This window comes from Oceanobacillus manasiensis, assembly GCF_000724085.1.
In the GTDB taxonomy this organism is placed as follows: Bacteria; Bacillota; Bacilli; order Bacillales; family Amphibacillaceae; genus Oceanobacillus_B; species Oceanobacillus_B manasiensis.
The window spans coordinates 601,608-616,063 of sequence record NZ_CCDL010000003.1 but is presented as its reverse complement, the minus strand read 5'-3'; the positions used below and the strand labels follow the sequence as shown (position 1 = coordinate 616,063).

The following is a 14,456-nucleotide window of genomic DNA, read 5'->3' as shown; positions in this document are numbered from 1 at the left end:
GAGAAATCCTACTTCACTAATTTTCTCGGTTAATTACATAGTCTAATAGGTGCTTCAAAAAATTACTGTTTTGCTTAATAACCTGCAATGCTTCCGCTGCATTACAGTAATGATCCCACATTAGTTTTTTGGCTCCATTAAGCCCAAGAACAGAGACAAATGTAGCACTATGGTTTTCCAAGTCTTGCCTTGTGTTTTTGCCTGTTTGTGTACTCTCACCTTCTACATCTAAAATGTCGTCTTTAATCTGAAAGGCTATGCCGGCATGCTTTGCGAAAAGCTTCAATTTTTCTTTGTAGATATCATCTTTACCAGCAAGTATAGCCGGCATGATTAACGAGGCCTCAAAGCCAATTCCAGTCTTATAAAAACACATTTCTGTCAGTTCATCAATTGTCAGTGTTTTCCCTCTAGAACTAAGATCTATCGCCTGCCCCTTACACATTTCTGTAGCAACGGTAGAAGAGTAGTAAATAAGGTGAAGAATTGCAGTTTGATCAAATCCAGCAAGTGATGCTTGGTTGGCAACGGCTTGTTGGGTTAGGAAAATTCCTGTTAACTCAGCATTTGCTGTGTTATACACTTCATGAAGAGTGGGACGGCCCCTGCGTAGAGAAGCATTATCTTGTGCTGGCAAATCATCATAAATCAGCGAAGCGGTATGCATATACTCAAGTGACTTTAATAGTGGCTCAATTGAAGCAGGTTCCATATTATACTCTTCCACTGCCATTACCCATGTCATCACAGGACGGAGTCTTTTGCCTCCACTTTCCAGGCTATAATTCGCTGCCTCTGTAATGAGATCATCAAAAAAGGAATTTGATTTAGATTGTGTGACTGGTAACATACTGTTAATCGTTGCACGTATCTTTCTTACTGAATCAATGAATGCTTCCTTTTCTTTCTTTTGGTTTTTTAAGTCGTCGATCATATGATCACGTAAAAACTTATCAAAAAACTCTACATCTGTTGCTTTGCTGACTATACGTTGAATTACACGATTTAATTGAGGATCAATACTAAAAAGCTCCATTAGTTGTTCATATTTTTCCTCCCCCCACTTCTTCTTAAATCGCTTTAATCCATTGATTGCTCGGGAGAGTATAACTTCTCTCGTGTTAGCATCTGATTTATAAACAGTGTGTATCAAATATGAAACGACTGTCCAATACATTTCAAATGGGTTTATCAAGTCATGACGAAGATTATGATGTTTTAAATAGTATGTATAGGGAGTGACAGCCCCCTCTTCCATGTCTGAAAACATATCAGCAAAATCATCTGACAATTGATTATAAATACCATAATAAAATGTTTGTTCATTTATTTGCTGGTCTTCGTTTGCTTTTATTAATGAGCGCACAATCAAACGAGAAGACGCTGATTTAAGAATGATCGGCACATACAAATCACTATTAGTGTATGTTTCAACAGCTAAATCCTTTTCTCGGTCTATTTCCTGTGAATGAAAGAAAACTAACGACTGTTCCAGAAAGCTTTCCCATCCTTTTCTTGAGTGTTGTGTTTTTATATATTCAAAGGCTTCTTTTAATTCGGAATGAACGAATCTCATAAATGGATAGTGTTTAATCCATCCAAACAATTCTGGTACCACCCCCGTCTGAAGCGTCGTACGTATTATGGCTGCGTAGTCTTCCTTTTCCTCAGTCGAGAGTAACTGCGAATCTAAAATATCATCTATAAATGGGTATGTGAGTCCATAAGCATAGCCGAGCCGGATCGCTTGGTCTAGTCGATTAGCACGTAAGGCTGGCGAGAGACTTTCCTCCATTTCGTCCAGCTCTTGAATTACCACACCACCAATAATTTTGATTAACTTCCTTTTAGTTTCAGTTGGGTCCAGTTCAACAGGTATGGTCGTTGTAATCTCATGTAATTTATCTAATACCCAAATAATACTTGATTCTACATTCTCTTTTTGAGCCCATCGGTAAATTTCAGTCATACTAAACGTACTTTTGCCGCTTTCTTGACTTAACAGCTTCTGTCGCATGCTTTCAACCGAGCGACGAACTTTATCCTTCGTTTTTTCATCATCCAAGGATCTCCCAATGTCTCGCATATATATGTAAGAAATGCTTCTATTTAAGTAATCAAAAAGTTTTCCTCTTTTATCAAGCCAATGAATGTAATGAGGATAATGAGAATGAGTGCTTTTCTTCCCATTCATATTATCGGTGACAACGGAAAATCTTTTTAGATGCTTTCGCTTCCATATATCAAAGTCATTTTTTAATAATGGAAGGTATGTCTTTTCTTCCAGATGTGTACTTAGATGTTTAAAATATGCTGTAGCTTTTTTCTCTTGCACTTTGTATGCCATATTATTTTCCTCAGATATGATACGTATTCCCTCTCTCATATGAAGATCCCTCATCTTCTATATTTCTCTTTATTTCCTATTTATATAATACTAATAAAATGCACAGGAATATACCTCTTAATTGTAGCAATATTGATTACCTAAAGAGTGAGTATAAGTTAATGTTAAAAAGCTTTCCAATATGATAAAAAGCGAAGCCTCATTGGCCTCGCTTTTTATCTATCTTAATTAACGGTTTAAACTATTTTGCTTTGCTTCACCAGCAGTGTCTTGAAATTCACCTTTTGCTTTATCTTTTTTTCCTTCTGCTTGCATTTTATTATTGTCTGTCAAATTACCTACTTGATCCTTCGTTTCGCCTTTAGCTTTACTAATTGCTCCTTTAACTTTATCTGAAGCTCCGTTTTTACTCATCTCTATCACGCTCCTTATAAGGGATATTACCGGTATAGAAGATGATTAAACATTTAGTCGCCTATTAAATACTAATGGGATACCGTAATACTCCCGTTGTGTGTTGTTAATTTTACACGGTTTTCTCCATCACCTACGACCGTATCCCAATCAGAATTACCAAAAATATCAATTTTCCCATTGTCTACCCGAACATCAAACGTTACATTTGTTGGTTCCTCATTTGTTTCAATTTTGATCTTTCCGTTATCAGAACCTAGTTGGATAGAGCGATCCAAACTCTCCGTCACAAGCGAGATAGCACCATTATTGGTTTTACCGTTCAACTCCCCCTCCACGTTATGGAGGGTTATTTTCCCGTTATTTGATTCAACATTCACTCTTTCTGATAGAATGTTCTCCATCATAATCTTCCCATTATTTGTCTCTGCTACAATATCCGTTGAATTAATTTGTTCAGCGTTTATACTTCCATTGTCAACATCCAATTGAATAGAGGCAAACTCTTTATCTGGCAAATAGACCGTTAAAGTCAACCTGTCTCCCCAATCAAAAAACCGAAACAATTTCTCATCATGTGCTTTCGTTTCAATGATTAGCTTATCACCTTGCATTTCAGCATGTAAACGATTCTTATCCGGTCTATTACCTTTTCCTTCAAGTTCCACAATGACCTCTGAAGACTGACTTGGCTTTATGTTCATTTTTTGGTTATTCAACTGAATGTCTACCTTCTCTACCCCATCTTCAGGGAATACCTCCGATTCAAATATGTCAGAACGGTCACTTGAAGCAAAGGTGATAACACCTCCAGTCACACCAACCACTAACAGGATAATAGCTAAAATAGAAAGCTTTTTTAGATTACGCATGTTTTAAACCACCTTTCACTAGTTTGGCATTATAAGATAAATAGCGGACGAATACTTTGGCAATAAATCGTGTTACATAAAACATTGCTATTGTAATAAATATGCCCAAACCAGTTAACGCAATAGAAGCAAATAAATCAAACAATCGGAAACTGTCGGGATAGAACATGAAATCTAGAAGTAACAATATAGGTGAACAAACAAATGCGATACCTACTGCCCAACCTCCTACAATACAACCTAACAAAGCTATAAACGGACCAAGCACAATGATTAAATTAAAGAAACCTAATCCAATCACAGCCCACACTGCTCTAAAAATATTGCCGACATTTGATTTTTCTTCTACCCTATCCAAATAATACGTAGCTATTATTTCCTTGGCAATTTGATTAGGTGATCCCAGCGCATTAGCAATTTCTTCTTCCTCTTTCCCTTCCTGTAACCCTGCATGAAAATGTTCTCGAAAGTCTTCTAGTACATCCTGCTGTTCTTCAGGTGGTAACTTTTCTAATGCCTTTTCGAGTTTTTTGATAAAAATCGTCTTATTCATCAATCACAACCTCCTTTAATAATTCATTTACACCTTCAGTAAACTCGTTCCACTCGGCATTTAACTGATGTAAATATTTTCTACCCTGATCAGTTAAATGGTAGTATTTTCGAGAAGGCCCTTCTTTGGATTCCTGTAAATAGGTCGTAAAATAGGCTTCCTTTGTAAGTCTACGTAGGAGGGGATAAACAGAACCCTCTGAGATTGCAATGTTGTCAGAAATTTTCTGTACTAATTCATAACCATATCTGTCTTGCTTATCCAATAAGGCAAGCACGCATAGCTCTAGGGCACCTTTTTTAAACTGTATATTCACGTCCTAATCACACCTCTTTCATTACTACTGTTCAATAAACAGTACCTTTATATAATTACTATACAACGTACTACTAATTAATGCAAGGTAGTATTCACCTTTTTACAAGCCTAATTTGATATAAACGTAGATATTTGTTATAATAAGTTGCTTTTAAAAATCATTAGGGGGAACTTTTTTGTCAATTGAAATAGGCAGTAAAGTCAAAGGAAAAGTAACAGGTATCACTAATTTTGGAGCATTTGTTGAATTGCCTGGTGGAAAAACCGGCCTTGTACACATTAGCGAAGTAGCAGACAGCTATGTAAAAGATGTGAATGATCATTTAACTGTTGGCGATGAAGTCGAAGTAAAAATCATTAGTGAAAAAGAAGGTAAAGTAGCATTATCTATTAAAAAAGCTGTTGATAAGCCAGAAGGTCAGCGACCAATTCGTCAGAGCAGAGATCGGAATTCTAAAGACTTCCGTTCAAAGGGCGGTGGATTTAAGCCTAAGGAAAGCTTTGAAGATAAGATGGCTAAATTCCTAAAATCAAGTGAAGAAAATTTATCTACGCTCAAGCGTAACACTGACACGAAGCGCGGTGGAAGAGGCGGAAGACGCGGATAATATACTTCATGACATAGATAAAAGCAAGCCAGATGCTGGCTTGCTTTTTTAGTGTAATTTTTTTATAGAAAACTAACCCAAAGAACTTAGTCATTTTTAGAAGTCTTTATTGCGTAATTTTATAATTTATTCCCCATCTCTCTAAAACCGTATAGCTATGTTCTCTGCTTCTTGCTATTATTATAGTATTATAACCACAATTTAATATTACACAAAACCGATAAATTCATATAGACGGAGTTAACAGATGAAAAAAACGTTTAGGATTCCCTTAATAATCCTCTTATTTCTATTAGCTTTAACCATTGTTCGCCTATTCTGGGGGGATATGTATAAATCTGAACATCATCCCATTGCAGATAATGGTGTACTTGACTTAAGACAGGGTCAGCTAGAAGATAGGCTAACTATCCCTCTCTTAGGCAAATGGAAGTTTTACCCAGATGTATTATTGGATAAAGCACTACTAAAGACACCAGACAACGGGGCGTATAGTACCTTCCCCAATGGTTGGAATAAGATTCCACACCATTCTGACTACACTGTTGGAACGTATCATTTAAAAATCCTTCTACCCAAATCTAGTGCAACAGTCGACTATGGAATACGCATGCCTATTATACAATCTGCCTCAAAGCTATTTATTGATGGAGTTGAGATTGGCGGATCAGGTAATCCTTCAACAAAACTGTCGGAATATGCTCCCTTAAAGGTCCCCTACACTGTTTCCTTTCGTTCAGAAAAGGACGCAGTGGACATGACCATACAGGTTGCCCACGGAAAGTATCCAATTAGATCCTCAGAAGTAGGCGTTGTGAAGTTTGGATATGCCGAAGCAATTAATAAGGAGACGGCTTTTTCTGTTATTAGTCAAATCGTTGTTCTAGCCGTACTTGGAGTTGTTGCTATATTTACTGCATTTCTATATTTTTTTGGTAAAAGGCCAAAAAGCTTATTATATTTTTTTCTGTTACTTATCGCTGCGATGTTTATGATTCTTTTAGATGTAGATAAATTCTTATTAAAACTTATGCCTATTCCTTATGAAATTAGTGTAAAGCTATTATTCTTGGTATATACAAGTATCGCTTCTTTTATGCTTTTATTCTTTAAGCATTTACTTCCGGAGTTTGCAAACAAAACGTTACTCAACTGGTTTCTAGCTGCTTGTATGGTATACGTAGGATTTATCATTCTAGCACCAGTATCATACATACTTAAGGCAAGCTTCCTATTAGGCATTGTTTTACTAACTACTACCTGCTTTATTACCGTACAGTTTTACAAAGCAACCAAGAATCAATTGGAAGATGTTTTGTACTTGTTGTTAAGTGCTGCTGCTATAACAAATAATGTTATATGGGCAATTATATATAGCAACACTACGATTGAACGTTTTTTCTATCCTGTTGATTTATTGATTACTATCTTTCTCTTTTCCGCTTTCTGGTTAAAGCGTTTCTTTCGAAATGTACATCGGATAGAGAGGCTTTCCGAAGAACTACTCGAAGCGGATAAGCGAAAGGATGCATTCCTTGCTAATACATCGCACGAACTACGTAATCCATTACACAGTATGATTAATATTGGCCATTCTTTGCTACATAATAAGGAAAATAAGTTGAATGTGCAGGATCGTCAGGATTTGGCATTACTCGTTACTGTAGGTAAACGAATGTCCTCCATGATCAATGATCTGTTAGATTTGGGGAAAATTAAAGAGAAAAAATTGAGCTTAAAATTGAAACCGGTACATTTACAAGCCATTACGGCTGGAGTAGTAGATATGCTCCTTTATTTAGTTGAGGACCGACCAGTTCGAATAAAAAATAATATATCAAGAGATGCCCGGATTGTAATTGCAGATGAAAATAGATTAATTCAGATTCTTATAAACTTACTCCATAATTCGATTAAGTATACTGAAAAAGGAACGATCACTATTTCCGCCGAATATTTGGAGAACAAAGCCGTGATATCAGTTTCGGATACTGGTATTGGGATGAGGAAGGATAGGATCCATTCTATCTTTCAGCCATATGAACAAGGAGTCGAAGACAATATTGACGTTAGAGGTGGTGTTGGCTTAGGTTTAACCATTACCAATCAGTTAGTTAAATTACATGGTGGGGAAATGAAAGTTCTTTCAGAGGTTCATAAAGGATCCGTATTTTCTTTTTCTTTACCTTTAGCCAAGGAGAATGTCGTTCAAGTTGAGAAATCATCTGCTTCCCCAACGGGACGAGATGAAGCTGCCGTTACAAAGAGCTTGGAAAAAAGGCGTGCTATTCTTCACTCTGAAACGCCAAAGATTTTAATTGTGGATGATGAGACAATTAACCTACGGGTGCTAAAAAGTTTACTGGCGTCAGAGCAATATGAGATAACCACTGTGTTAAACGGAGCCGATGCGTTAGAAAAATTACAAATGGATAAATTCCACTTGCTGATTACGGATGTCATGATGCCATATATGTCAGGGTATGAACTAACAAAGAAGGTTAGGCAGCAATACACCCTTTCTGAATTGCCTATCCTATTGCTTGTAGCTAGAAACAGTCCAGAGGATTTATATACTGGTTTTTCTTCTGGTGCAAATGATTATATTGCCAAACCTATAGATCCCATGGAATTGAGATCCCGTGTAGACGTGCTTGTAAAACTAAAAACTTCTATTACCGAGCATATGCGCATGGAAGCGGCTTGGTTGCAAGCGCAAATTAAACCACATTTTTTATTTAACACCTTGAACTCTATTTTGTATTTAATGGAAGTTGATGAAGTGAAAATGCGATATGTATTAGATCATTTCATTCAGTTCATTCAAACTAGTTTTGCTTTCAAAAACACTGATAGCCTAGTCGGCCTTAAAGAGGAATTAACAATGGTACATTCCTACATTGAAATTGAAAAAGCTAGATTTGGCGACCGTGTCAAAGTAGAATGGGCTGTCGACCAAAGCATTAATGTAAAATTGCCACCACTGTCCATTCAGACATTGGTTGAAAATGCAATTAACCATGGGATATTAAAGAAAGCTATAGGTGGTAAAATTATTGTTCAGGTAAAAAAACAGGATGATGGGCTTACGAGAATTTCAATTAGTGATAATGGTGTCGGTATGCATCCCGAACAACAGGCGCACCTTGCAAACTATCAACCTACTGAGCGGACAGGCGTAGGAATATTCAATACGGACAGACGATTACGTCAATTATTTGGCAAGGGATTAGACATTAAAAGTGAGTTGAATGTAGGAACTACGATATCCTTTACTATTCCAACTGGGTGAGCTAGGTGAATTTATTCCACTCATGCTCCCCTCGCATATTATTTTAGGCAGTCACTTTTTGTCTATTTCATACCTACTCATTATTTCATTAAGAATTTGTATCAGTTCCTTTCTTTTTCTAACCTCAAATTTGCGATACATTTTACTGACATAATCCCGCACTGTTTTTTCTTTAAGCTGCAATCTTTCTGCGATTTCTACGTTTTTTTTGTTTTTATAAACCAAAAAAGCAACTTCTTTTTCTCTAGAGGATAAAGAATAATGTCTCATTAGCTTATGTTTAAAAAGTTGTTTTTCAAAAAAATCATCTGTTGGAACTTCAGAAAAAAAGTTTCTTACAAGCTCTCCTGACACAACATGAAGATCCTCATTTACATTTTTAATTGATCTTACAAGACAATGTGGTGTCACATTATCAAGAATAAAAGATACTACCCCAATTTTTAATCCATAAAGAACAGCATCTCGGTCGGGTGAAGCTAATACGAACAATAACTTAACTTTTGGAGAATATTGTTTCATTCTTTCAGCTAAAAATAAGTTCTCTTCAGCTTGATGAATTAAAACAAGATCTGCCTCATTCCGCATTAAAGTATTTTTTATATTTGCTTCATCATCCATAACGCCCAAAACCTTTATAGCAGTTTCACTTGGCACTGTGCTATAAAGCTTGTTTGCAGCGACACTTGGAGGACCAACAATTAATAATTTGATCATATAAGACACCCTCAATAAATTATAAAATACGTGATCTTAGTTTAACGATAACGACTGTACAAGTTCTATACATCCTCAACTGTTCTGTAAAACGAACAAAATGTCCAACGCCTAGTGTTATTCTCATGAACTTTTCTGTGTAACTATTTATTACCCAAATCTAGCCAATTGTATTCCTATTTAACAGTTCTATTCTATGTTTTCAAAACATTAAAAGCAAACCCTGCCAACTCTTGTAGTACATGACCTTCAAAAAGGGCACTTGTTCACCAGAGGGTTTGCTTATTATTTCCTTAGCTTATTTTTCAACTTTACTATTCAATTTCTTTTAAACTCGAAATGTTAACATCTTTTAAAGCTTGAGAAGCAAGCTGATCTGCTTCACGATTGTTCTTACGGGAGACGAGTTCAAATTCAGCCTCTAAACCCAATTTTTCCAACTTTACTTCAATACGGTTTGCCCATTTTGCAAGTTCCTTTTCATAACAGGGCCAATCCTCTTCGAGCTGTTTAATCACGACTTGAGAATCGCCAATGATGGTAATGGGCATATGATGTCCACCAAGTTCTTCCACTTCCTGCACAGCCAAGTGAAGCGCAGCATATTCAGCCTCATTATTAGATTCAAGTTCTTCTACCAGCGCGTTTCTTCTTATACGAAATGTTTTGTCGTTCTGTTCATAATAAACGGCGCAACCAAGACCTGACTTTTTTGATTTAAGATCAAATCCACCATCAAAGTATATTTTAATATTATGAGGCTCAGTTTTTATTTCTTCTAGTTGCTTACGTAATTCTTTCACCCTCCATACGTGTTCGTGCGTATCTATAAATTGAATATCTTTAGCTCGCCCTGTTTTTTCCATGTCTTCTATTAGTAATAAGGCTTTGGAAGCACGCATTTCTTCTGAGTAAAAGACGGTATCTGCACCCTTTGGGGTACGGTAAGTAAATGAAATTATTCCTTTCATCTTGTAACCTCCACTTGAGTTATAAGGGGTATAGTAAATAGTCTTTCTTATCCTTTCCAAATATAACACCGATACAGCCTCTTTTCTAAAGATTAGTTATTAAATGAAGTACAAGTAATTTGTAGTATTGATCTTAAATATACAAAAACCCTTATTATGTCGAAGCCGAAGCATAATAAGGGTTTTACTATTTATATTTTTATTCTCCAGTCATCCAACCTGGTTTACCAAAACCTTGGAATTCTTCATCCATAATTTTTTCAAATTCATCTGATTCGATAACTTCTTTAATATCTTTGGCAAACTGAGCATCCTTATCTTCTGTATTAACGGCAACGACGTTTCTGTAATCATCCGGCATTTCTTCTAAAGCTAACGCATCTAGTAGATCCATATCTGCTGCCAGTGCAAAGTTTCCTGGAACTGCAGCAGCATCCTCGCTATCAACTAAACGTGGTAGCTGACCTGCTTCCACTTCCACGAACTCAAGGTTCTTTGGATTCTCCACAATGTCATTAACTGAAGCTTTTAACGGATCAACTTCTTCATTAATCGTGATCAAATCTTGATCCTGTAACATTAGCAGCGTTCTGGAAAGATTGGTGGGGTCATTGGCTATTGCAATTGTGCTACCCTCAGCTATCTCTTCCGTACTTGCGAAAGAATTGGAATATAAGCCCATCGGAGCTGTTGGTACAGCTATTACTGAGGAAAGATCCATATCATTTTCTTCTGAGAAGGCTTCTAAATAAATAGTGTGCTGGAATAGGTTCGCATCTAGATCACCTCTAGATAAAGCGTTATTTGGCTGGACATAATCAGTAAACTCTTGGTTTTCTACTTCATAGCCCTTTTCTTCTAAGAGTGGCACAAGAGCTTTTGTTACCATATCACTGTACGGTCCTACAGTGGCACCGAACTTAATGGATTTAGACTCGCCCTCATTTTCATTTTCCCCTGTTCCAGAGTCATCGTTCCCACATGCTGCGAGTAAAAGAATACATAACAATGTTGCAAATGCTATAAGTGCTTTTTTCATCGTTGTTGTTCCTCCATATGTTTTTTATTTTTTATTTACAGTCTTAGCAATAAAATCACCAAGATATTGTATAAGCTGTACCAATACAATTAGTACAATAACTGTGGTAATCATTACCGTGTCGTCATACCGGTAATACCCATAGCGAATGGCTAAGTCCCCAATTCCGCCACCACCAATTGTCCCAGCCATGGCGGAATAACCAATTAAACTAATTGCTGTGATCGTTAACCCACTGATAAGTCCCGGTTTTGTTTCAGGGAGAATAATATCCTTGATAATTAACCAAGGGGAAGCCCCAACAGCTATAGCTGCTTCAATGACACCTTTGTCAATCTCTCTGGCAGCAGACTCTACAATACGAGCATAGAACGGAATGGCCGCCACAGATAGGGATACCGATGCTGCAAGCGGACCAGTAATACGTCCGACGATGAGATCTGTAACAGGGAATAGAAAGACAAGCAGGATAATAAAAGGTACAGACCGGACAAGATTAACCAAAATACCAATAGTACTTTTCGCTATCCGATTCTCCCAAAACAAGCCTTTATCTGTAACATAAAGTAAAATACCAATAGGAAGGCCAAGGATAAGAGCTACAAGCAACCCTATACCAACCATTAATAATGTTTCAAAGAACGCAGCATTCAATTCGGGAAGGATTTCGACGATTCTATCGAGCATGTTGAATCACCTCCACTTGCTTTAACCGCTCTTTTAAATAAATCTTCGCTGCCGACACTTCTTGCGTGTCCCCCAACAGCTCCATAATAAAAATCCCTAATGGAGTCTCTTTTATGTACTCTACCTTGCCATGGAGAATATTCCCACTGACCTGAAACTTTTGGAGCATATCTGATACAACTGGGTCGCTAGCCAAATCTCCACGAAATTGCAATTGTAGTATCGTGCCTTTACATGCTTTAAGTAATTTTGCCGGCAATTCAAAATTCATAACCGTGTCAATGAATTGCTTAGTCAGTTCTTCTTTCGGATTTGCAAAAATATCATAAGAAGGTCCCTGCTCAATAATTTTTCCATCCTGCATAACAGCACATGTATCACAAATTTCCTTGACTACTTCCATTTCATGGGTAATTAAAACGATGGTGATCCCAAGCTCTTGGTTAATTTTCTTTAATAGCTGTAAAATTGATTTCGTTGTGCTCGGATCCAATGCGGAGGTTGCTTCATCACATAGTAACACTTTTGGATTATTGGCAAGCGCCCTGGCAATACTAACACGCTGTTTTTGCCCACCACTTAGCTGAGCAGGATAATGGTTCACTTTGTCCGTTAGACCAACTAGATCAAGTAGCTCTAATACGCGTTGCTTCCTTTGTGACGCAGCTACTCCAGCTGCTTTTAAAGCAAAGGCGATATTATCAAATACCGTTTTTGCAGAAGCAAGATAAAACCCTTGAAATATCATTCCGATTGATTGTCGTGCCTCTCTTAATTTCTTTGGAGAAAGTTGAAGTAAATCAATACCATCTACCACAATCTTTCCAGATGTTGGCCGCTCTAATATATTTATACAGCGTAGCAAACTACTTTTCCCAGCACCACTATAGCCGACAATACCGTATATCTCTCCTCTAGGTACTTCCAAAGAGACATTGTCTACACCGACTACTTGGCCGGATTTCGTATTATATACTTTGCTGACCTGCTCAACCTTGATCATAACGTTCACTCCAATTCCGACTGTAAATCCAATCCATCAAAAAACCCCCTTTCATCATGAAAGAGGGTGTCGATTAAAAGTATCTCACACTTATCTTCCAGAATGAATCATTCTGAAGGAAGTAGCACCACTCCAAATGGAAGGTTGCTGTGACATCAACGGGCCTTTCCCTCCGTCACTCTAGATAAGAAATATTCATATTGTTAACGTAATGATTATCATAATCTTCGGATTCTACTTTGTCAATAGAAAGTTTAAAATATTCCTAAGTTACCAATTCGATTTGCAGCTTCAGCAAGTCGCTCTTCATTAGCTAGCAAGCCCGCTCGCACAAAGCCCTCTCCTGCTTCACCAAATCCATTACCTGGCGCTACCACAACATGTGCTTTTTCCAAAAGGAGGTCAGCAAATTCCTCTGATGTATATCCCTCTGGGACTGGAAGCCACGCAAAGAATGTACCGCGTGGCGCTTGAACGTTCCACCCAATTTCCTGCAATTTTTCTACTAACACATTCCGTCTATTTTCATAGGTAGCAACCAATTCGTCTACAGCAGTTTGGTCCCCGAGTAAAGCCTTCTCTGCTGCTTGTTGTATCGCACCAAACAAGCTGACGTATAAGTGATCTTGAATCAGGTTAAGGCTTTTAATCACGGAAGTGTTTCCTACAGCAAAACCAACACGCCAACCTGCCATGTTATACGTTTTAGACAAAGTATACATTTCTACCCCAATATCCTTTGCACCAGCTGATTGCATAAAACTTTGCGGTTTCTTTCCATCAAAGCCAATCGCCCCATAAGCAAAGTCATGTACTACACATATTTCGTTTTGTTTTGCTAGTTCAATTGTTTCATCAAAAAATTCCTTGTTCGCAACCCCGGCAGTTGGATTGTTTGGATAGTTTAAGAATAATAATTTCGCTGTTTCCAGGTCAACTTGATTTAGTTGCTGATAATTCGGTAGAAAATTATTTTTTTCTAACAATGGCATAAAGACTGGATTTGCATTGGCCATCGCAATTCCGGACATGTAATCTGGATAGCCAGGGTCAGGTAACAATGCTGTGTCTCCTGCATTTAACAAGCATTGACTAATTTCAACTAATCCTGTTTTTGCACCAAAAAGAATCGCTACCTCTGATTCTGGATCAATATCGACATCGTATTCCCGCTTGTAAAATGTCGCCACCGCTTCTTTAAGAAAAGCATGACCTGTAAACGGAGAATATTTATGATAAACAGGATCATCCGCTGCCGTTTTTAATTCTTCTACAATATGGTTTGGTGTTGGCAAATCAGGATTCCCCTGGCCAAGATTAATAATATCGTGTCCTTCATTGCTTAATGCTTGTACTTTTTTTACCAATTTGGCAAAAAACTGTTCTGGCAGGCGTTTCAAGGTATCTGATACTGGAAAGCTTTGCACGGTTTTCTCACCTCTAATAATTCTAAAATTCTAATTATCTATGTTAGCCAAACTTACAACGTTTGTAAAGCTACACTTACAAAAGGGACAGGTTAATTGACAGGAAAATGAGGCGATGGGATAATAAGCACCAATAACATCGAGCATTTAAATTAGGATCAGGATGGTAGCTTAGCGTTGCTTTAAATGAAGGAGTTGATTTGATGAC

At 37.3% G+C, this 14,456-nt stretch carries 13 protein-coding genes and 1 riboswitch; of the genes, 2 read left to right on the top strand and 11 right to left on the bottom strand.

Going from position 1 to position 14,456, the window contains the following annotated elements; all coding sequences use genetic code 11:
- Positions 1–16: 16 nt before the first annotated feature.
- The 5 genes from BN985_RS16570 to BN985_RS16550 form a co-directional block, all read right to left on the bottom strand.
- On the bottom strand, positions 17–2,386 hold the full coding sequence (locus BN985_RS16570; RefSeq protein ID WP_042224824.1) for a polyprenyl synthetase family protein: 2,370 nt from the start codon (positions 2,384–2,386) through the stop codon (positions 17–19).
- 189 nt (positions 2,387–2,575) lie between these two features.
- Entirely contained in the window at positions 2,576–2,761 is a 186-nt protein-coding gene (locus BN985_RS16565; RefSeq protein WP_042224823.1) for a CsbD family protein, read from the bottom strand.
- 71 nt (positions 2,762–2,832) lie between these two features.
- Positions 2,833–3,633, bottom strand: coding sequence for a DUF4097 family beta strand repeat-containing protein (locus BN985_RS16560; protein ID WP_042224822.1), 801 nt, complete (start codon positions 3,631–3,633; stop codon positions 2,833–2,835).
- Positions 3,626–4,186, bottom strand: a complete 561-nt coding sequence (locus BN985_RS16555) for an HAAS signaling domain-containing protein (RefSeq protein WP_042224820.1) — start codon at positions 4,184–4,186, stop codon at positions 3,626–3,628. Before BN985_RS16555 ends, BN985_RS16560 begins: the two co-directional genes overlap by 8 nt.
- Entirely contained in the window at positions 4,179–4,502 is a 324-nt protein-coding gene (locus BN985_RS16550; protein WP_042224819.1) for a PadR family transcriptional regulator, read from the bottom strand. Before BN985_RS16550 ends, BN985_RS16555 begins: the two co-directional genes overlap by 8 nt.
- 178 nt (positions 4,503–4,680) lie before the next feature.
- Here BN985_RS16550 and BN985_RS16545 point away from each other — a divergent pair, with 178 nt between their 5' ends.
- Positions 4,681–5,112, top strand: a complete 432-nt coding sequence (locus BN985_RS16545) for a S1 domain-containing RNA-binding protein (RefSeq protein WP_042224817.1) — start codon at positions 4,681–4,683, stop codon at positions 5,110–5,112.
- A 247-nt stretch (positions 5,113–5,359) separates the two neighbouring features.
- On the top strand, positions 5,360–8,404 hold the full coding sequence (locus BN985_RS16540; protein WP_042224816.1) for a hybrid sensor histidine kinase/response regulator: 3,045 nt from the start codon (positions 5,360–5,362) through the stop codon (positions 8,402–8,404).
- A gap of 51 nt (positions 8,405–8,455) precedes the next feature.
- On the opposite strand, the gene BN985_RS16535 is transcribed toward BN985_RS16540, so the two are convergent.
- From BN985_RS16535 to BN985_RS16510, 6 genes are all read right to left on the bottom strand, one after another.
- Positions 8,456–9,121 carry a helix-turn-helix transcriptional regulator gene (locus BN985_RS16535; RefSeq protein ID WP_042224814.1) on the bottom strand — a complete coding sequence of 222 codons (666 nt, stop codon included), beginning with the start codon at positions 9,119–9,121 and terminating at the stop codon, positions 8,456–8,458.
- Positions 9,122–9,435: 314 nt separating this feature from the next.
- Positions 9,436–10,092, bottom strand: a complete 657-nt coding sequence (locus BN985_RS16530) for a reverse transcriptase-like protein (protein ID WP_042224813.1) — start codon at positions 10,090–10,092, stop codon at positions 9,436–9,438.
- A 199-nt stretch (positions 10,093–10,291) separates the two neighbouring features.
- Complete coding sequence (locus BN985_RS16525) at positions 10,292–11,131, bottom strand: MetQ/NlpA family ABC transporter substrate-binding protein (RefSeq protein WP_042224812.1); 840 nt, start codon at positions 11,129–11,131, stop codon at positions 10,292–10,294.
- Between the two features lie 24 nt (positions 11,132–11,155).
- Positions 11,156–11,818, bottom strand: coding sequence for a methionine ABC transporter permease (locus BN985_RS16520; RefSeq protein WP_042224811.1), 663 nt, complete (start codon positions 11,816–11,818; stop codon positions 11,156–11,158).
- Positions 11,808–12,821 carry a methionine ABC transporter ATP-binding protein gene (locus BN985_RS16515; protein WP_042224810.1) on the bottom strand — a complete coding sequence of 338 codons (1,014 nt, stop codon included), beginning with the start codon at positions 12,819–12,821 and terminating at the stop codon, positions 11,808–11,810. The genes BN985_RS16520 and BN985_RS16515 overlap by 11 nt, the downstream gene beginning before the upstream one ends.
- An 87-nt stretch (positions 12,822–12,908) precedes the next feature.
- Positions 12,909–13,012: riboswitch (SAM riboswitch) on the bottom strand.
- A gap of 63 nt (positions 13,013–13,075) precedes the next feature.
- Positions 13,076–14,248 (bottom strand): pyridoxal phosphate-dependent aminotransferase, encoded by a 1,173-nt coding sequence (locus BN985_RS16510; protein ID WP_042224809.1) that lies wholly within the window; start codon positions 14,246–14,248, stop codon positions 13,076–13,078.
- Positions 14,249–14,456: the final 208 nt, after the last annotated feature.